Raw genomic sequence first — 20,523 nt, forward strand, 5'->3', positions numbered from 1 at the left:
GAGTGAAGTTATAATGATATACATTCTTTGTAACTTATGAACTATGATATCACATAATAAATACTTGTTTTTAAAATAATTTTCATATTTTTGTTATGCTAAATTATTTTAATGCCTTAATATGCGACAAAGTATTATGCAATATATTGTTTCTCTGCGATATTTTATTTAACAAATTTATGGCTTTGTGCTTAATTGCAAGTCAATATTCATATCGTTTAGCTCATTTATAATATAATCACTATTAGATGATTAAAAAACAACAATGTTACAAAAAAATGATGAATTAAAACTTATGGTTTGAAAGTTAAAACTAAATTATATTGTTTTCACTAAATAATTATTTTCTTATTTTCACTAGCCATTCTTGCAAGGTCTTTTCAAAGCCGATGTTTTTAAGGAATACATACTTTTTTCCATGATGATAGATTTGCTTTACAAAGCCACCAAAGTCATGTGGATATTTATAGCCTTTTGCGTCTGTCTTTAGATAGCTTGGCACAGATTCTAAGCGGATTTTTGTATCTTCTAGGGCGTGATTTATCGCTGTGTATGCGGTGTTACTTTTTGGAGAGCATGCTAGATAAATCACGCATTGAGAGAGAATGATCCTTGCTTCTGGATAGCCGATTTTACTTACTGCTTGCATTGTGCTTACACTAAGATTGAGTGCATTTGGGTTTGCATTGCCTATATCTTCACTTGCTAGAATGACTAGTCTGCGTGCTATAAACTCTGGATTTTCCCCTGCTTGTATAAGACATGCGAGATAATATAATGCTGCATTCTCATCGCTGCCCCGTATGGATTTAATAAGGGCTGATATGTAGTCATAATGTGTATTTTGTGACTTTACTCCCTGTGCGTTTTGGACTAGAGATTGAAGCATAGATACACTGACTTCTTGTTTGGAATCTATATCAAGGGCAATATCAAGTAGATTCAAAAACGCACGACAATCGCCATTGTGATGGCTTAAAAGCCATGACTTTATTGAATCAAAGCTATGCTTTGGTGGATAGGCTTTTAATACTCTGTTATAAAGCTCTTCAAAATCTTGTGTTTGCAAGGCTTTTAACTCAAAAAGAAAGGATCTACTTCTTAGGGCTGGGCTTAGGGTAAAGAAAGGATTCTCTGTGCTAGCCCCAATGAATGCGACTTGTCCTTTTTCTAAAATAGGTAGTAAAAACTCTTGTTGTGCTATGTTTAGCCTATGGACTTCATCGATAAATAAAAGCGGCTTATTCATTGTGTGTTCATACAAGCTTAATTCTTTTTTTAGGGAATCTAGCTTAAAATTTGTTGCATTAAAGGATAAAAAGGTTTTTTTGCTAAGTGTTGCGATGATGTGGGCTAGGCTTGTTTTGCCACTGCCCGGTGGTCCAAAAAATAAAAGATTTGGTAGCATATTAGAATCTTGTATGTTTTTCTCGATGATTATTCTTAGCGGTGCATCTTGTGCTAATAAATGTTTTTGTCCTATGAAGTTTTCAAGTGTTGTAGGGCGAAATTTATAGGCTAGATTTCGCATGATTATCCATTGTATTTTTGCAAATAGTGTTGATAGACGCTTGCTATGCCTTCTTCTAGTGAGATTTTAGGTTTAAATCCAAGTGAGTTTAGCTTACTTGAATCCATAAGCTTTTGAAATGTGCCATCAGGCTTAGTCGTATCAAAGACAATCTCGCCACTATAACCTATAATGCTTTTTACAAGATTTGCAAGTTCTTTTATGCTGATATCGCTTCCATAGCCCACATTAATATGTGTATTACGCACATTTTCACCTTTTGCTAAATCGGAGAAATCAACATTTTGCATGATATATACACTTGCATCTGCCATGTCCTTGCTGTGTAGAAACTCTCTTCTAGGCTTCCCACTACCCCATATCCCAACAGAATCTTTTGTGATTAAAAGTTGTTTTAAAAGGGCTTCGCATTCACTCTCACTCTTAACACAATCTTGCATGAGATTTTTATATACTAAATCTTTTTTATTCTCGCTTAGTAGCTTTGCAAGGTGGAATTTACGGATTAAAGCGGGTAATACATGAGAGTTTAAAAGATTAAAATTATCATTATTTCCATATAAATTTGTCGGGGCAATCGCAAGAAAATTCGTTCCATATTGTAGGTTAAAACTCTCACACATATTAAATCCTGCGATCTTTGCGATAGCATAGGGCTCATTTGTATATTCTAACTCCCCTGTAAGCAAGTGGTCTTCTCTCATAGGTTGAGGTGAGTTTTTTGGATAGATACATGAGCTACCCAAAAATAAAAGCTTTTTTACATTGAATTTGTATGCGTTGAAGATAATATTATTTTGTATTACAAGATTTTCATAAATAAAGTCCGCACGATAAGTGTTATTCGCTAAAATCCCGCCAACTTTAGCTGCTGCTAAAAATACAAACTCTATGTTTTGCGTAGCAAAGAAATTCTCCACTGCCACAGAATCTAACAAGTTAAGTTCAGCCCTAGTGCGACATATAATATTATGGAATCCTTGCTCTTTAAGGCTTGTTACAATAGAGCTGCCAACAAGCCCATTATGCCCAGCAACAAAGATTTTAGAATTTTTTGTCATAGTAGTTTTTGTAGTCATTATAATCCTTAGTAGTTGTGAATAAATTTAGAATCCCAAATGCTTAGTATTATAACATAAAGTCCTACAAATTTAGGAAGGCTTAAGAGTTTAAGCAGCATAATAGTTTCTAAAAAGATTAAAGCTAGATTCTATATTAAATATGCCTTAGTGGGTTTAGATTAATAAAGCATATTTAAGTCTATGAAAATAATCTTAAAATTATTTAATATATAATTTTATGTATATAAAATAACAGATTCTATAATAAGTGGATATATGTATAGATAAAATCTTTGAGTAACATTTTGTAACTTGTATAACAATAAAATGACGCATTGAAATTAAGTTTAAATTATTTTTTATTAATTTGAAATTAGAATTACATACAAAATTGAAAGTGAAGGAAGAATATGCCCAAAACGCTAGAGCCTATGTTGGCACACCCATATTTTGGTGCATTTGTTATGTTTGTTTTAACGCTTGTTGCCTTTCAAGCAACTTTCTTTTTACAAAGACTTGTATCAAGAAAGATAGCACAGAAAAAGGGCGATAAACTTAAGATGGCACCCTATGAATGCGGACCTATCCCTATCAAGCAAGAAAATAAAATCTCACACCAATTCTACATTATAGCTGTGCTATTTGTGCTTTTTGATGTAGAGGTTATTTTTATGATTCCATGGGCACTAGAGTATCGTAATCTTGGAATGTTAGGATTTATTGAAATGCTTGCATTTATTGGCTTACTTGTAGTTGGCTTTTTGTTTGCGTGGAAAAGGGGGGCATTGTCATGGCAACACATGAGGTAGGTGAGCTTAGCCCAAGGGGTATGCCTGTCGCACTTGGAAGTGTGGATAAGATTCTAAACTGGGGGCGAAGTAACTCTCTTTGGCCCCTTACTTATGGGCTTGCATGTTGTGCTATTGAGATGATGGCAACGGGTGGTTCAAGGTTTGATTTCGATAGATTTGGAATCATTTTTCGTGCTAGTCCTAGACAAAGCGATGTTATGATTATCGCAGGGACATTGACGAAGAAGCACGCAGAATTTACAAGAAGATTGTATGATCAAATGCCTGAACCAAAATGGGTTGTGTCTATGGGAAGCTGTGCAAATACTGGAGGCATGTTTAATACCTATGCTACAGTGCAGGGTGTAGATAGGATTATCCCTGTAGATATTTATCTGCCCGGTTGTGCGCCTAGACCAGAGACGCTGCAGTATGCTATGATGGTATTGCAGCAAAAGATTCGCTCTGAAAAGGCGATTAAAACTGAAGCACCAAAAAGGCTTGTGTAGAGAAGTTTATATAAGGTAGATTCTAGTCAAAGAATTAGGTATAGATTGGAATGAGAATCTAAAAAGGATTTGGAATGCAGGACATGTCATATAGGAATGCAAAAAGAGCGTGTTTATGTAAATATCCTTTATATAAATATAGAAAAACCTTGCATCGTATAGATTTTATAAGACAAATTGCATTTACAAGTTTTAATATGGCGTTTAGATTCTACAAGCAGTTAAGTAAAACTTTGTTTTATAGAGGATTTAGAATCTAGTAAAAACTCAAATCTAGGAAAGTTTGAATAAAGGAAGATAAGGATACAACATGATACGCAGAAAAGCACAAAAACAAGATGTCCAAAAAAAAGTCTATCATACAGATAGATTCTATCAGCCTATAACAACCCCAAAAATAGAGACTATAAACTCAAACTATAAAGAAGTTTTAGAATCCCTGCAAAAAGAAGTTAATATATTAAATAGCTATGTAGAGATTAATCAAGCAGTATTTTATGTCCCAAAAGAAGATGTTTGCAGGGCGTTAGAGATTCTAAAATCTATGAAATACAACATTATGTCTGAAATGAGTGCGATTGATAATCTTGCAAGTGATGGGACATTTGAGCTTTTCTATCAGCTTACTTCACATGAAAAATCACATAAAGACCGCCGTAGATTGCGTGTAAAATGTGCTTTAAAAGAAAATGAGGCTATGCCTAGTGTGAGTGGCATTTTTGCTTGTGCGAATTGGAGTGAGAGAGAATGCTATGATATGTTTGGTATAAAGTTTCTCAATCACCCATTTTTGAAGCGAATCCTTATGCCTATTGATTGGGTAGGCAATCCTTTATTAAAAACCTATCCATTAAAAGGCGATGAGTTTGCCTCATGGTATGAAGTCGATAAGATTTTTGGCAGAGAATATAGAGATGTTGTAGGACCAGAGCAAAGAGATAGTGCAAGGATTGATAGAAATGATAGTATCAATTTCTCACGCATAGGGAAAGAAGTGCCAAAGGGTGCAACGCCAAGCGATATGGTGCATGAGATAAGCTATCAAGAGACAAATAAACCACCGATTCTACAAAAGTTTCCAAACACACAACCAAAAGTGCGTGAAAAACGAGTATAGGGGTAGATATGGCACAATATTTTAATAAGCTGCAAACGCAATTTGAAAATGTTTTATTTGAGCAAGATGAAGGCAAAATGGTTGTAAATCTAGGTCCGCAGCATCCAAGCGCACACGGACAATTGCGACTGATTCTAGAGCTTGATGGAGAGATGGTAAAAAAGGCATATCCTGATATTGGTTACTTGCACAGAGGGATTGAAAAGTTGGCAGAAAATATGATTTATAATGAATTTATGCCAACAACAGATAGAATGGATTATACCGCTGCAAGTAGTAATAATCACGCCTTTGCCTATGGTGTAGAAACGCTTTTAGGGGTAGAAGTGCCAAGAAGGGCTAAGGTTATACGCACAATCATTTTAGAGCTTAATCGCATTATCTCACATTTTCTTTTTATGGCTACACATGCCCTTGATGTTGGAGCTATGAGTGTATTTTTATATGCATTTAAGGGTAGGGAATATGTGCTTGACATGATAGAGGATTATTGTGGGGCAAGATTAACGCATAATTCTATCCGCATAGGTGGTGTGCCACTTGATATTCCGCATAATTGGTTTGAAAATATAGAATCTTGTTTAAATGAAGTTACAAAGACAATTAATCTCATAAAAGGACTTTTAGATAAGAATAGAATCTGGCGTATGAGATTAGAAGGTGTAGGTAAAATCAGCAAAGAGATGGCACAAGATTATGGGCTTAGCGGTGTTATGCTTCGTGGGTCTGGTATCCCTTATGATATTAGAAAAGAAGAGCCTTATGAAATCTATGATGAGTTAGACTTTAGCGTGCCTTTTACAGATAGTGGCGATTGCTATGGTCGCTATGTGCTTTACACTGAAGAAGTGTTTCAATCATGCTCCATTATTAGACAAGCAATGAAACTCTATAAAGATACAGATACAGCTCTTATGGCACACGCACCACAATATATCTCCGCACCAAAAGAAGATGTGATGACACAAAACTATTCTTTAATGCAGCATTTTGTGCTTGTAACACAAGGTATGAGACCGCCAAAGGGTGAAGTCTATGCTCCCACTGAATCTCCAAAAGGTGAATTAGGCTTTTTTATAAGCTCTTTAGGGAATCCATATCCACACAGAGTAAAGATAAAAGCCCCAAGCTTTTATCATTTACAAGTATTAGAGGCAATGCTGCCCGGACATTACTTAGCCGATGTTATTACGATTATAGGTAATAGTAATATTATCTTAGGCGAAATAGATAGATAGAGATTCTAAAAGGGTAGGGCATGAAACGATTTGATTTACGACATTTAAAAAGTGAATTTTACGACAAAATGGGCGAGCTGATTGAAACGCAATTAGAGAGTGGGGAAGTAGGCATTTTTCTCTTTGAAAAGGGAGAGCATGAAAATGTCGCAAAGAGTGCAAACTATGTGAAAGAAAGGGGACATACACTTATGAACTCTTTGCAGTTTAATCATGTTGATTGGACAATAGTTGTAAAAAAAGCATAGGACATATAAGGGTTGCGTAATGGTAAAGAAAACAAATCCAAACATTCCATATAGCTTAAGTGATTTTCCTAAAGTTTTACCGCAAGTAAAGTTTTTTACAAAAGAGCCTATTGAAACCACACAAAAAGAGATAAAAGCATTTGTCGGTTGGGATGGGATAGTAATCTTTGATCCTTCCCTAGATATTTTACAAACATTAAAAATCTATGCAAAGCAATATCAAAACTACGCACAATCATGTGGGAGATGCACGCCGGGTAAATATGGTGGCAAAGTGCTTTATGAGCTTTTAGAAAAGCTACAAAATTATAACTATGCAAGTGATTGTGAGGCATTAAAGGATATTGAGAAGCTAAAGGAAGTATGTGAGTTAATGAAAGCTACTTCAAAATGTGAAGTCGGTAAAACCACACCAAATCCTATTCTTCAAATTTTAAAAGAAAAACCAGAAGTCTTTGCAAAAGCCCTGCCTTTATCAAAACAAAAAGATTCTAATTTAGAGAATAGCACGCAAAGTCTAAATGACTTAACAGAGCAATTAAAACAAAGCACAAAGAAACTGCAAGATGCAAGAGATTTTGTAGATAAAGTGCAGCAAAGCATTGAAAGCGGAGTTACCCCAGCTTCCTTAGTCCATGATGTTATGCAAAGAATGGAGAATATAAAGGCTACACAAGAAAAAGAGGATTTAGAAAGCATAATGATAGAATCTGCTAGAAAGATAGCAAGAGAGAATGTAGATTCTAGCCTAAATGAGCGGACACAAGGTGCAGGGGTGCAAAATGATAGGAATGCAGATTCTAAAAATTGTCATATTGAGGCGTGTGCTGAAATATCTAGTATAGAATCTAACAAAGATGTTTCGCCTTTTTCAACGGCTCAACATGACAAGATTTCAGATTCTAAAGAATCCAAAATGCCCACTGCGGAAGTATCTTTAGACAATTTTGCGGGTTATCAAGGTGGAGGCGAAGGGAGTGTATTAAACATACATGACCGAGCCGACACCATAGATTCCCGCAAAAGTGGCAAAAATACAACGCAAGAGATAAAAACTCACACGCTTATGCCTGTAGCTTATAATATTACGAGAGACAATTCCGCTGAAAATACTTTTGAATCTTTAGAGCGATATAAAAGTGCAATCACAACAAGGATAAATAACCTAGAATATATATCAAAAATCACCGCACCATGCACTGATGAGTGTCCATCTCGTGTGGATATTCCAGCCTATATTGAGGGTGTGAAAGATATGCGATATCTTGATTCACTAAGTAGCACAAGGGGGAGTATGCCACTAGCTCAAGTGTGTGGTCGTGTATGTCCGCATCCTTGTGAGAATGCGTGTCGCAGGGCTATTTTAGATGATCCTATTAGCATTATGGAGTTAAAGCGAATTGGTGCAAACATTGAGTTTAGCAAGAAGCAGACAAGCAAATGGCAGGGCTATTCTCACCCAAATAATATAGAGACAAGAGAGTTTGCTAATAAGTCAGTAGGTGTTATTGGAGCAGGTCCAGCAGGGCTTAGCAGTGCGTATTACATGGCATTAAGGGGGATTAAGGTCGATGTGTATGAAGCCTTGCCTGTTTTAGGTGGTGAGGTAGCTGTGGGTGTGCCAAACTATCGTATGCCAATTAATGAATATAATCATGATATAGAATCTTTAAAGTCTTTAGGTGTTATTTTTCATACAAATTTCTTAGTAGATTCTAAAAATATTAGTGAATTAGAATCTAAGCATAATGCTTTAGTGATAGCAGTAGGCACAAGGGCTAGTAAAAAGCTTGGCTGTAAGAATGAAAATACAACTCTAAGTGGCTACTTACCAGCGATTAAATTTATGGATTCTGTAAATCTAGCACAAAAATTTAATATCGGCGAGTTACCAAACTTAGCGGGTAAAAAAGTGGTATGCGTTGGTGGTGGTTTCACTTCTATGGATGTTGTGAGATGTTGCGTGCGGCTTGGGGCTTCTAGTGTGATTATGCTTTATCGCAGAGATGAGGCAACTATCATTAAAAACACTTCAAAAGAAGAGTATCATGAGGCATGTGAAGAGGGCGTTGTATTCCAGTTTTTAAGTGCAGTAGATGAGATAATAGAAGAAGATTCTAGAATCAAAGCCTTGAAAATAAATCGCTATGAGTTAATAAAAAGTGATACAAGTCCAAAGGGCGAGTTAAAACTCATTGAAGATGGCGGGGTTATGCTAGAGTGTGATATTTTAATCCCAGCGGTTAGTCAAGAGATGGATTTCCCTTTAGATTCTAGCTTTGGTGTGGAGATAAGTAAATGGAAAACAATTGCTGTTGATGATGCAAGTTTTTCAACAACAAAAAAGGGGATCTTTGCCGCAGGAGATTGCGTAAGCGGTCCCTTAACGATTGTAAATGCAGTAGGGCAGGGCAGGAGAGTAGCAAGCGTTGTAGCTAATTTCCTACAAACAGGCGAGGTAGCGATTAATGATGATGAGAGAATGGAGGATTTATTAAAGCAAATTGGTGTATTTGATAAGAATAGAGAGATTAAGGGCTTTTTATCAGGCAATACGCGGGCAGTAAGTGATAAATTGCAGCCAGAATATAGGGCAGGTAATTTTGAGGAAGTTAATCTAGGTTTTGATAATGAAATGGCAATAGCTGAGGCACAACGATGTATGCGGTGCTATTATATTAGCATGTGTGTTGTAGGCTGTGATACAGATTCTAAAGACAAAGAAGCTTTGCAAAAGGAGACAACATGACACAAGCAGGTATTGCTATAAAGCATGAAGATTCTAAGACAGAGCGTATCCAAGTATTTATCGATGATAAGGAATGCTATGCAAAAAAAGGGGAGAGTTTATTAAGCGTAGCAAGGAATAATGGTATAAATATCCCTACACTTTGTGATCTTAAAAAGCTTACGCCAACGGGTGCATGTCGCATGTGTGTGGTAGAAGAGGATAATGGCAATATTATTGCAAGTTGTAAAAGCTATGTAGCAAAGCCACTTAGAATCTACACACAAACTGAGAAGTTGCAAAAATATCGCAATCAAATTATGAGCTTTTTATGTATCAATCACCCTTTAGAATGCGGTGTATGTGATAAAAGCGGTGAGTGTGAATTGCAGGATAAAGTGTTAGAATCTAAGGTTGCAATCCAGCCCTTTTTTGCCATTCAAAAGCAAAATGACTATGTGCATTTTCACAATAAAGTCTATAATGAAGCCTTATGTATCATGTGTGAGAGATGTGCTAGAACTTGTAATGAATATGTGGGAAATAGTGTATTATCTGTGCTTGCAGGGGGCTTTCACTCAAAGATTGGTGTAGATTTTAATGCTTATTGTGAAGATTGTGATGAATGCGTGAGTGTGTGTCCAACGGGTGCTATGTTTTCTACGCGTTTTACTTATACAAGTAATGCTTGGGAGTTAGAGAAAGCTAAATCACATTGTATCCATTGTAGTTTGCACTGCCCTTTGCATTATGAAGTAAAGCATAATATAGATTCTAAAAAAGAAGTCTATCGCATTAAAAATGAAGCCCATATCATGCAGTTATGCCATGCTGGAAGACATAACTTTTTACGCAAAAACTTACAAGATTCTACAACTAATAATTTTAGTTTAAATGAGACTTTATCAAAAGCAAATGCCCTGCGTCTTGGGACAAATCTAACAAATGAAGAAATCTATATCGCAAATCTTTTAGCACAAAAAGCAAATAAAAAGCTGTATTGCAACGAGGCTTTATCCTATAAAGAATTTAATGCGATTTGTAATACATACACAGAAGTAGAGAATCTAAACGCAATAAAAGACTTACAACATAATGGCGTTGTGATTATCTTAGGCAGTTATCTCTATGATGAAATGCCCGTATTGCGTAGTGATCTCTCAAAGCTATCACTCAAAAAAGGGGTGAAAAATATTTGGATAAGCCCTATTGCTGAAGAGAGATTTCAAAGTGATTTAGCAATTACTTATGAAGTATCAAGTGAGCTTGCTATTAGCACGCTACTTTTAAGCCTATTTACAAAGCAAATACAAGCTACAATCAGCACTTTAGAAACTAGCCAAGCCCTAAATAATAGCTCACAGAATCTAGCCTTATTAAAAAATACTCTAAAATGGCTACAAGCACAAGATTTAGCCTATCTTATGGCAGAAAGCAATGTAAGTGAAGCTGAATTAGCCCTTTTAGATTCTATGTGTAATTATAATAAGCCTTTAGAATCTCATATCACTCAAACTTCTCACATAAAGATTCTAATAGGACAAGATTTCTATCTCTCTAAGCATTATAAGCTTATCGCACAGATTTTATCTGCTATTTCTCTTTGCAATAAGAATTGCTCTATTATCCCGCTTTGCTATGATAATATCCATGCGATTGGTTTGTTATGCGATTTAGCGTATGATGATGGTAGTTATAATAATATCTTAGGTATCCGCTCTAATGCAGAGTTTAGCATTGCACCCATGCCCTTCAAACTAGATTCTAAAATAGAATCTAAGAATACACACAAACATGTATCCATTATGCCAATGCAGTTTATGGAAGGAAGTGTAATTGATATGTATGGGAATCTAGTAAAGCTTTATCCAAGCTTTAGAGATGATGATATTTTTAGTAGCACGAAAGATTCTATACAAAGAGATTTGCTTGATATAAGTAAGGATTATTTAGGGCTTGATTGTGAATATATGATAGATATTACAAGTGAAGTTCCTTTTTTAAGTGAGTTTTTACAAGAAAAAAATATTAAAGATTTTGACTCTTTAGAATCTAAAATGCGTTTAGATTCTAAAAGTTTGAAGCTTACTTTAGATAATATAGCTTTGCTTGAATATCCAGAAATTGTAATGAGTGAGGGCAGTGGTATTTTTATCTATAAAGCGGCTTTAAGTGGCAATTTAAGCTTTTATCGCAATGAATACAGAAGTGAAAATCTAGTCTATAATAGTAAAGAATTGCATGGAATCTTAAAGGTATCAAAGCAGTTTTGCATTGCTACAAAATTGCAGGATAATGAGATTATCAATCTACAAGTAGGCGATGTTATCCTTAGTGTGAGAGTTATGCAGACTTCATTTATGAAAGGCATGGTAGCAGTCCTTGCAAGTGATTATGTAATAACTTCTACAAAATATTTTGATTATAAAACATTAAAGGCATAGTATGAATATTACGATTGAAGGGCAAGTGCTTCAAGCAAATGATGGGGATACAATCCTTGATGTTGCAAGACGCAATAATATACAGATTCCTACCATTTGTTTTTTAAGCGGTTGTAGCCCGACTTTAGCATGTAAAATGTGTATGGTGGAAGTCAATGGTAAAAGGGTGTATAGCTGTAATGCGAAAGTAAAAGATGGCATGGAAGTTGTAGTCCATAATGAAGAGTTACAAAAAGATAGAAATGAGATTATGACTACCTATTGTGTGAATCACCCTTTAGAATGTGGCGTGTGTGATAAAAGTGGGGAGTGTGAATTGCAAGATTTCACGCTTTATACAAAGGTTGATACGCAACAATTTGGCTTACAAGAGGCAGATAAAAAGTCATATAGTTTTGCTCAAAGCTTTTATGACCCAGCATTATGTATCATGTGTGAAAGGTGCGTTACCACTTGCAAGGATAATATTGGGGAAGCAAACTTGAAAGCAGGTAAAGCAAATCTCTTCACGCCAGATAATTATAAAGATTCTATGGGTAAAGATCCCTATTCTGTATGGGCGAAAAGACAAAAAGGCTTGATTGAGTTTGTGGGTAAAAATGAATGCAAAGATTGTGGAGAGTGTATCTCTGTATGTCCTGTCGGGGCTATGACTTATAAAGATTTTACCTATACAAGTAATGCGTGGGAGTTAGAAAAGATTCATTCTACTTGCACGCATTGTGCGGGTGGTTGTGAGCTTATATATAATGTAAAGCATTTAGATGTAAAGGGTGATTTACAAAAAGTCTATCGCGTGCAAAATGACTTTTTATATAATCCTATTTGTGGGGCAGGGCGGTTTGCCTTTGATATGGTATCTCTTGGATCTCGTAATACAACGGCATTGCACCAAGCATTCCAAAGGGCAGATTCTATATTTATAGGCAGTGATGTGAGTAATGAAGAAGCTTTTCTTGCCGACCTGATTGCTAAAAAGCTAGAGATTCCATTAATAAATCATGAAGCCTATTGTTTGCAGCATTTTGAAAATTACTTTTTGCAAGCAAGAAAGCTTTATGCAACACAATTTAGCACAGAATCTAAACACAATATCTTTGCTACTTTTGAAGACTTTAAAACAAGCCCTAGCTTTATAGCATTACATACTTATTTTAAACATGACGCACCAATTGTTCGCTACAAGCTAAACAATAATCTCAAAATGCAGAAAAACTCACAAGTGATAAGCATAACTCTCTTTAAAGATACACTTTTAGAATCTCTTGGCAAAAATGTTACACAAATACAAGGTGATAATGCGAATGTTTCACTTATGGGGATACTTGGCTTAGTATTTGCAAATGATTTAATTGATGATTTTGAAGAATGCTTTCCTAATAGCTTAAGTGCATTTATGAAAAAGGAAGTCCAAAAGGTAGAAGGATTCTATATCCAAAAAGAAGCTGAAGAGACTTTGACACAAGATTCTAAAGAGAGTTTAGAATCTAAAGACTCTCAAGTTGAAAATCAAGTGGAAGTAAATCAAGCAGAAAATAAGCAAAATGAAAATCAAGCAGAAGAGAAACAAGCAGACACAAAAAGCGAAGTTGATAATCTAAGTCCCTATGATATAAACATAATCGCAAACGCATTAAATATCACTGATCTAAGTAGCTTAAAGCTTACTAAAAAAGATGGAATCTTAATGATCTCACAATATGTTTTTGATGAGTTTTTAGCGCATGATTTTACAAGTAGTGAAGGCTATGGATTGCAATCACATTTTACAGATAAAAATCCCCCCACAATAGAAAATGCAGTGGCAACAGCGATTATGGAGGGCATTACAGAATCTGTGCGACATGATATTATGGATAATGGCGTAAAACTGCAGATTCTAGCTCATTTAATCGCCTTTGTATGCAATAGGCTAAATCTTTCCCTGCTTTATATCCCAAAAGGCACAAATACAATTGGCGTAGCAAATCTTTGTGCTTTAAGCCCAAGTGATAGTATAGAATCTAAATATAGCATAGGTATCCGCACAAATGGAAGCTTCACTCTAGATTCTAATCTCCCTACTATAAAGCCAAATTTTGGTCTGCCTACACTCGCACAAAGTGAGGGTAGTATAACGAATCTAGAAAATCGTGTGTTGCCTTTAATCCCTAGTGTGCCTTATTTAGATTCTTGTTTAGAATCTGGACTTGATTTAAGCGATATTGCAAGAGAGTTAGAAGCTTTGCCTGATGAGATTTCACATTTAGAGTATTTAAGCGATTTTACAGAATATTTGTATATGAATAATGCCGCTTATAAGCAGATTCTACATAAAGATTTAAAGGTGAGTTTTGAGAGAGATGGCAGGGATAATCGCGGCTATATGTTGCTTTTAGATAAAAAAGAAGCACAAAGTAGCCTTGAAGTGAAGTTTTCATTATGTCCGCGTGAGAATATAGGCTATAATGCGTTATTGCTTGAAACACAGAATCAGTTTAATAACACAACGCGCTCAAGTAAGAATCTACAATCAAAAAGCGGTGTTTATGCAAGTAAAGCATATATGCAAGAGCATGGCTTGAGTGAGGGAGATTCCATATATCTTATACACAATGATATACGCGTTGAGAGTGAGATTTATTGCGATAATGAAATAGATACTATGCTTTTGCTTGTTTCACCTATGATTAGTAATATAAAAGCATTGTTTCAAGGCTATTTTAGCACATCGCTAGAGATTGTAAAGGCAGATGAAATGAATAAGGAAGAAAGGAATAGGGCATGAGTGAGTTTATCATTGAGACTATCATAAAAGTATTAGTTGTTTTGCTTGTGTTTTCATTTTTAGGTGGATTTGCAACATATCTTGAAAGAAAGATTCTAGGATTTTTTCAAAGGCGACTTGGACCTGTTTATGTAGGACCTTTTGGATTGTTGCAGTTTGGAGCTGATGCGATTAAGCTTTTCACTAAAGAAGACATTATCCCTAAAGGTGCAAATAAGTTTATTTTCACACTAGCCCCTGTTGTGGCTTTAGTGAGTGCGATGACTTCTATGGTTGCTATTCCATTTTTTCCTGATTTTGAGATTTTTGGCTATAAGGTAACGCCGATTATTTCAGATATTAATGTCGGCTTACTCTTTTTTATATCAGTTGGTGCAGTAGGAATCTATGCGCCGCTTTTAGCAGGGCTTAGCAGTGGGAATAAGTGGAGTTTAATAGGTGGGGCTAGGGCATGTATCCAAGTCTTAAGCTTTGAGATTGTAAGCGGACTTGCGATTTTAGCTCCCATTATGCTTGTAGGCTCACTCTCACTTGTGGCTATGAATAGCTATCAAAGCGGCAGTGTGCTTGATTGGCTTATATGGAAGCAGCCTTTGGCATTCCTGCTTTTCTTAATCGCAAGTTATGCAGAGTTAAACAGAACGCCATTTGACTTACTCGAGCATGAAGCAGAGATTATTGCGGGGTATTGCACGGAGTATAGTGGCTTAAAATGGGGTATGTTTTTCATCGCTGAATACGCACACATGTTTGCCTTTGGCTTTGTTGTAAGCCTTATTTTCTTAGGTGGTTTTAATCCTATCGGCTTTATCCCCGGTGGTATTGCTATCATTTTAAAGGTATGCTTTTTCATCTTTTTATTCATGTGGGTAAGGGCTACTCTTCCACATGTCCGCCCAGATCAATTGATGAATACTTGTTGGAAAGTGCTTGTGCCTTTGGCTTTGGCAAATGTGCTTATTACAGGCATTGTATTATTATAAGGAGATTGTATGCAAACAACACATACAGAGACAAAGACAGATTCACAAGAAAAGAAAGATTATTATTTTGTGAGTATGGAGAAAATGCCAGAAAATGGCTTTGAAAGCTTTAAACGAAGTGTGAAGTTAAGCTTGGGTGCAGATATTATCAAAGGCTTAGGCTTAACAATAAAAGAGTTTTTTAGTAAGCCTGTAACGATTAACTATCCTTTTGAAACACAGCCTTTAAGCCCACGCTATCGTGCTGTGCATAACTTGCAGAGAATGTTAGAATCAGGTAGTGAGAGATGTATTGGCTGTGGTTTATGCGAGAAGATATGCACGAGTAATTGCATTAGAATCTTAACGCATGAGGGCGAAGATGGTCGTAAAAAGATTGATTCTTACACGATTAATTTAGGTCGGTGCATTTATTGTGGTTTATGTGCTGAGGTCTGCCCAGAACTTGCCATTGTTATGGGGAATCGCTTTGAGAATGCAAGTGAGCAAAGAGCGCATTTTGGTTTAAAAGAAGATTTTCTAAAAGATTTAGAAGAAGCAAAAAGTCATCATCAGCTTGAGTTTGCAGGGTTTGGGTCTGTGCGTCCAAGTGCGGATAAAGAAGTCAAGCAAACGCCGCTAGATTACTAAGGAGTAGGTATGTTTGAGGCTATCGCATTTTATGTATTTGGTGCGTTGTGTTTATGTGCGTTTTTGATTGTCGTTATGACAAATAACATTCTTTACGCACTCACCGCACTTGCTTTTGGTATGATTTTGGTATCTGGTTTATTCTTTTTGCTGAATGCTGATTTCTTAGGTGTGGTGCAGATTATTGTATATACAGGTGCTGTTGTGGTTATGTATGCCTTTGGTATGATGCTATTTGATGTGAGTAAAGAAGTCAAAGAAAGATTTCAGAATCAATTTATGGTATGGCTACTTGTAAGTATTTTTGCTATCGGTCTTTTAATTGTCGTTGGCAATACACAAACAACAATCCCATATCAAAATGACAATAGCACAAACGCACTCGCACATTTACTCTTTAAAGACTATCTTGTATGCTTTGAAGCAGCGGCAATCATGCTTTTAATGGCAATGATAGCAGGTATTGGCGTAGGCTCTCATAAGCCTGAATTTACGCATGAAGAATCAAATAAAGCTTTACTCAATAAAGATGTCTCAACATCAAAAGAGAGTGAAAAAGATGTATTTAAATATAATCAATCAATACCGCACAATCAATTATCACAGAAGGAGGCACAATGATTACATTAAATCATTATCTTGTTTTTAGTGCCATTATGTTTTGTATTGGACTTTATGGAATCTTAAGACGAAAAAATATCTTGCTTCTACTCTTTGCTACTGAAATTATGCTCAATGCTATCAATGTAGCCTTTGTGGCTATTGGCTATTATAAGGGCGATTTGCAAGGGCAGATTATGGCATTATTTGTCATTGCATTAGCAGCGGCAGAAGTAGCTATTGGCTTAGGCTTAGTGCTTATGCTATATAAAAAATATAAAACGCTTGATATTGATAAGCTTAGTAACATGAGGGGGTAATTATGCTTTTTACAACGATTATGCAATATCAAGAACAAATACTTATAGCCTTAATCTTACTTCCACTTATATCCGCTCTTATGGCTGGGCTTAGCTCTACCCTAAAACCCTCCATTATGCTTGGCTATATCTCTTCTCTTTGTATTAGTGTGAGTTTTATCCTTTCGCTTTTATTATTTTATTTTTTAATGAATGGTGGCGAGAGTTTTCATGTTGTGCTGTGGGATTTTATCCAAACAGGGCAGTTTCAAGTAACCTTTTCTTTCATGTTTGATCATATTAATGCAGTGATGATTCTAGTTGTTACACTCGTTTCAAGTATGGTGCATTTTTATTCTATCGGCTATATGGCGCATGATAAAGGGTTTAATCGCTTTTTTGCGTATCTTGGTGGATTTGTATTCTCAATGTTACTTCTTGTTGGTGGCGATAACCTTATGGTGCTTTTCATCGGTTGGGAAGGTGTTGGGACTTGCTCTTATCTACTCATTGGCTTTTGGTATCAAAAAAAGAGTGCAAATGCAGCTTCTATTGAAGCCTTTGTGATGAATAGAATCGCTGATTTAGGTATGCTGCTTGGAATCTTTTTAGTCTATACAAGTGTAGGCTCACTCTCATATAATGAGATTTTTATACAATTAGCAAGTAATCCACCAGAAGATTCTGTGCTGACATGGGCTGCTATACTGCTTTTTATCGGTGCTATGGGAAAATCCGCACAATTTCCACTGCATACATGGCTTGCAAACGCTATGGAGGGACCTACACCAGTTTCAGCTTTAATCCATGCTGCTACTATGGTAACTGCTGGAGTATATCTAGTCATTAGACTAGCCCCACTTTATAATAGTGTCCCACAAGTTGCTTACTTTATCGCATGTCTTGGGGCTTTTGTAGCCGTGTTTGCTTCACTTATGGCAATTGTAAATAAGGACTTAAAAAGGATTATTGCCTACTCTACGCTTTCACAGCTTGGATATATGTTTGTAGCGGCTGGACTTGGGGCTTATACAATAGCCCTTTTTCACCTTTTCACACATGCCTTTTTTAAATCGCTTTTATTCTTAGGTGCGGGTAATGTTATGCACGCTATGAATGATAAGCTTGATATTACAAAGATGGGGGCTTTAAATAAGCCTTTAAAAATTAGCATGATTTTCATGTTTATAGGTTCTATCGCCCTTTGTGGTATCCCGCCACTTTCTGGTTATTTCTCAAAAGATAAGATTCTAGAAGTTGCCTTTACAAGCTCCTATGAATTATGGATTGTGCTGCTTATTGGTGCTATCTGTACGGCTTTTTATAGCTTTAGACTTTTCACTTTGGTCTTTTTAGCACCAAAAAATCATAACGAGCATCCACATGAAGCAAGTAAGGTTATGCTATATGCTATAACTCCTTTAGCATTTCTAGCTATTGTTGCTGGGTTATTTTATACTCAATTTGATACTTTCTTATCATCTGTGCTTGTCCCAGCAAAAATACATGTAGATAATATTATCATGCTTATCTCACTTACTCTAGGGCTTGTGATACTCTCTATTGTGAGTGCGTATTTTATGTATAGAAATGGCTATAAAGATGGTAAGAAAAATATCTTACATAAGATTCTAGAAAATGAATACTACATTCCGCATTTATATAGAATCTTTATTGTGAAACCTTTTGGCTTTATATCGGATTTCTTATATCATATTATCGATATGGGGATTCTAGATAAAATAGTTGATGGTATTGCAAAGTGCTTTGTGCTATGTAGCTATATGTTGCGACCATTGCAAAATGGGAATCTAAGCAGTATGCTGCGGTTAATGAGTGCTGGTGTTGCCATTTTAATATGTGTAACGCTTATGTATTTTATAATGAATTAAGCAAGGAGTAAAAGTGGAATATTTATTAAGCTTAATTATTGGTTGCCCCCTTGTAGCATGTTTATTTATATTCATGTTTGATGATAGCGGGGCAAAGCGATTTGGGCGAATTATTTCTTTTATTGAGCTTGGGCTTGTTATCGCTTTATGGATTAGCTATCGTGTGGATATAGCGGATACGCAGTTTTTTACAAAGATATTTTTGATTCCAGCCCTTGGCATTGATTATATTGTGTTTGTTGATGGAATCTCTTTGTTTTTGATTATTTTGACTGCTTTTATTATTTTCCTTGCGAATATCTATTTGCAAAGAAGAGATGATGCAAAGCCTTTTGTTGTATGTTTGCTATCACTTGAAGCTATACTTATGGCTCTCTTTGTCTCACAAAATGTATTAATGTTTTATACATGCTGGGAGCTTGCATTATTACCTGTGCTTTATATGGTTGGTGTTTGGGGTAGCGGACAAAAGATTTATATTGGTTTAAAATTCTTTGTTTATACCTTTGCATCAAGCCTTATGATGTTACTTGCAATCCTTTATATTGGCTATCTCTGTTATGAGCAGCTTGGATATTGGAGCTTTGATTTAGGTGTGTGGTTGAGTGGAGCATTAAAGATTCCATTAGATACACAAATATGGCTATTTTTAGGCTTTTTTGTATCCATTGCTGTAAAGATTCCAATCATTCCCCTGCATACTTGGCTACCACATATTTATAGTGAAGCCCCAGCCCTTGGCAGTGTTATGCTATCAGCCTTGCTTTCAAAAATGGGGACTTATGCGTTATTGCGTTTTGTCCTGCCTTTATTTCCTGATGCAAGCGTGCATTTTATGCCTATTGTAAGCGTTTTAGCCGTTATTATGGTGGTATATGCAGGTATTATTGCCTTTAAACAAAAGGATATAAAAAAGGTTATTGCATATAGCTCAATCTCACACATGGGTATTGTTGTGCTTGGAATCTTTGCGTTTAATAATGAGGGCATTAGCGGTGCGATTTTTATGATGGTAGCACATGGTGTTACAAGTGGGGGGCTTTTCATGTTAGCAGGTATGCTTTACTATCGCACGATGACAAGGCATGTTGATGATTTTGGCGGTGTCGCACATGTTATGCCGCATTACTCAACTTTCTTTGCCATTGTTATGCTATCAAATGTTGGCTTACCGCTTACTATCGGTTTTGTAGGAGAGTTTTTATCACTTTATGGATATTTTCAAACCTCGCCTATTATGACGGCTATCGCTGGGACTACACTCATTATCGCGGCAAGTTATATGCTCTATCTTTTTAAAAATGTATTCTATGGCACACTCAAACAAACGCATATCACACAATCTCTAAAGGACTTAGGATTCAAAGAGTTCTGTGTGCTAGGTCCTATCGCATTTGTGATTATATGGCTTGGTGTGTTTCCAAATACGCTTTTAAAACCTATGCAAGTTTCTGTGCAGCAACTTGTAGGCACAACCTATACTCTAGCACAAGAGAAAGCAACAAAAGAGCATATCGCTAAAGTCAATAATGGCTTAGTCATAGAAAGGGCAATGCTAAATAATACAATAATGGATAATCTTGGCGAATTACCACCGCCCACACCGCAAAGAGAAAGCATGGATTCTAATACAGAATCTCAAAGTATAGACAATCAAAGCAATAGCACAAATAAAGAGGAGTAAA

General features: G+C 36.0%; 16 protein-coding genes and 1 pseudogene. 15 read left to right on the forward strand and 2 right to left on the reverse strand.

The annotated features are described in order from the left end of the window. Positions 1-340: 340 nt before the first annotated feature. Both XJ32_RS06675 and XJ32_RS06680 read right to left on the reverse strand, forming a co-directional pair. Complete coding sequence (locus XJ32_RS06675) at positions 341-1,531, reverse strand: replication-associated recombination protein A (RefSeq protein WP_077388763.1); 1,191 nt, start codon at positions 1,529-1,531, stop codon at positions 341-343. A 2-nt stretch (positions 1,532-1,533) separates the two neighbouring features. Next, on the reverse strand, positions 1,534-2,592 hold the full coding sequence (locus XJ32_RS06680) for a GDP-L-fucose synthase family protein (protein ID WP_077390202.1): 1,059 nt from the start codon (positions 2,590-2,592) through the stop codon (positions 1,534-1,536). Between the two features lie 410 nt (positions 2,593-3,002). Here XJ32_RS06680 and XJ32_RS06685 point away from each other — a divergent pair, with 410 nt between their 5' ends. The 15 genes and pseudogenes from XJ32_RS06685 (at position 3,003) to XJ32_RS06755 (ending at position 20,522) form a co-directional block, all read left to right on the forward strand. Then, positions 3,003-3,401 carry an NAD(P)H-quinone oxidoreductase subunit 3 gene (locus XJ32_RS06685; protein ID WP_077388764.1) on the forward strand — a complete coding sequence of 133 codons (399 nt, stop codon included), beginning with the start codon at positions 3,003-3,005 and terminating at the stop codon, positions 3,399-3,401. Next, positions 3,383-3,892, forward strand: coding sequence for a NuoB/complex I 20 kDa subunit family protein (locus tag XJ32_RS06690; protein ID WP_004085715.1), 510 nt, complete (start codon positions 3,383-3,385; stop codon positions 3,890-3,892). Before XJ32_RS06685 ends, XJ32_RS06690 begins: the two co-directional genes overlap by 19 nt. 74 nt (positions 3,893-3,966) lie before the next feature. Further along, positions 3,967-4,152: a hypothetical protein gene (locus XJ32_RS06695; protein ID WP_077388765.1), complete on the forward strand. Its 186-nt coding sequence runs from the start codon at positions 3,967-3,969 to the stop codon at positions 4,150-4,152. A gap of 50 nt (positions 4,153-4,202) precedes the next feature. Continuing rightward, on the forward strand, positions 4,203-5,009 hold the full coding sequence (locus XJ32_RS06700) for an NADH-quinone oxidoreductase subunit C (protein WP_077388766.1): 807 nt from the start codon (positions 4,203-4,205) through the stop codon (positions 5,007-5,009). A gap of 8 nt (positions 5,010-5,017) precedes the next feature. Next, the gene (nuoD, locus tag XJ32_RS06705) at positions 5,018-6,247 is read left to right on the forward strand and encodes an NADH dehydrogenase (quinone) subunit D (RefSeq protein ID WP_077388767.1); all 1,230 of its coding nucleotides are present in this window, start codon (positions 5,018-5,020) and stop codon (positions 6,245-6,247) included. Between the two features lie 20 nt (positions 6,248-6,267). Next, positions 6,268-6,495 (forward strand): NADH-ubiquinone oxidoreductase subunit E family protein, encoded by a 228-nt coding sequence (locus tag XJ32_RS06710; RefSeq protein ID WP_005217164.1) that lies wholly within the window; start codon positions 6,268-6,270, stop codon positions 6,493-6,495. A 19-nt stretch (positions 6,496-6,514) separates the two neighbouring features. Further along, positions 6,515-9,244, forward strand: a complete 2,730-nt coding sequence (locus XJ32_RS06715) for an FAD-dependent oxidoreductase (RefSeq protein ID WP_077388768.1) — start codon at positions 6,515-6,517, stop codon at positions 9,242-9,244. After that, entirely contained in the window at positions 9,241-11,667 is a 2,427-nt protein-coding gene (locus XJ32_RS06720; protein ID WP_077388769.1) for a 2Fe-2S iron-sulfur cluster-binding protein, read from the forward strand. The genes XJ32_RS06715 and XJ32_RS06720 overlap by 4 nt, the downstream gene beginning before the upstream one ends. A 1-nt stretch (position 11,668) precedes the next feature. Beyond that, positions 11,669-14,434 carry an NADH-quinone oxidoreductase subunit G gene (locus XJ32_RS06725; protein WP_077388770.1) on the forward strand — a complete coding sequence of 922 codons (2,766 nt, stop codon included), beginning with the start codon at positions 11,669-11,671 and terminating at the stop codon, positions 14,432-14,434. Then, positions 14,431-15,417 carry an NADH-quinone oxidoreductase subunit NuoH gene (gene nuoH, locus XJ32_RS06730; RefSeq protein ID WP_004085692.1) on the forward strand — a complete coding sequence of 329 codons (987 nt, stop codon included), beginning with the start codon at positions 14,431-14,433 and terminating at the stop codon, positions 15,415-15,417. Before XJ32_RS06725 ends, nuoH begins: the two co-directional genes overlap by 4 nt. Positions 15,418-15,426: 9 nt before the next feature. Continuing rightward, positions 15,427-16,044, forward strand: a pseudogene (nuoI, locus tag XJ32_RS06735) (NADH-quinone oxidoreductase subunit NuoI); the annotation flags it as partial. Positions 16,045-16,056: 12 nt separating this feature from the next. Then, a complete protein-coding gene (locus XJ32_RS06740) occupies positions 16,057-16,668 on the forward strand; it encodes an NADH-quinone oxidoreductase subunit J (RefSeq protein WP_077388771.1) in 612 nt (203 codons plus the stop codon). Next, on the forward strand, positions 16,665-16,967 hold the full coding sequence (gene nuoK, locus XJ32_RS06745; RefSeq protein ID WP_005217175.1) for an NADH-quinone oxidoreductase subunit NuoK: 303 nt from the start codon (positions 16,665-16,667) through the stop codon (positions 16,965-16,967). Before XJ32_RS06740 ends, nuoK begins: the two co-directional genes overlap by 4 nt. Positions 16,968-16,987: 20 nt before the next feature. Continuing rightward, complete coding sequence (nuoL, locus tag XJ32_RS06750; protein WP_077390205.1) at positions 16,988-18,838, forward strand: NADH-quinone oxidoreductase subunit L; 1,851 nt, start codon at positions 16,988-16,990, stop codon at positions 18,836-18,838. A 13-nt stretch (positions 18,839-18,851) separates the two neighbouring features. Beyond that, positions 18,852-20,522, forward strand: a complete 1,671-nt coding sequence (locus XJ32_RS06755; protein WP_077388772.1) for a complex I subunit 4 family protein — start codon at positions 18,852-18,854, stop codon at positions 20,520-20,522. The last annotated feature ends 1 nt before the right edge of the window (position 20,523 follow it).

Source organism: Helicobacter bilis (genome assembly GCF_001999985.1).
Taxonomy (GTDB): Bacteria; Campylobacterota; Campylobacteria; order Campylobacterales; family Helicobacteraceae; genus Helicobacter_A; species Helicobacter_A rappini.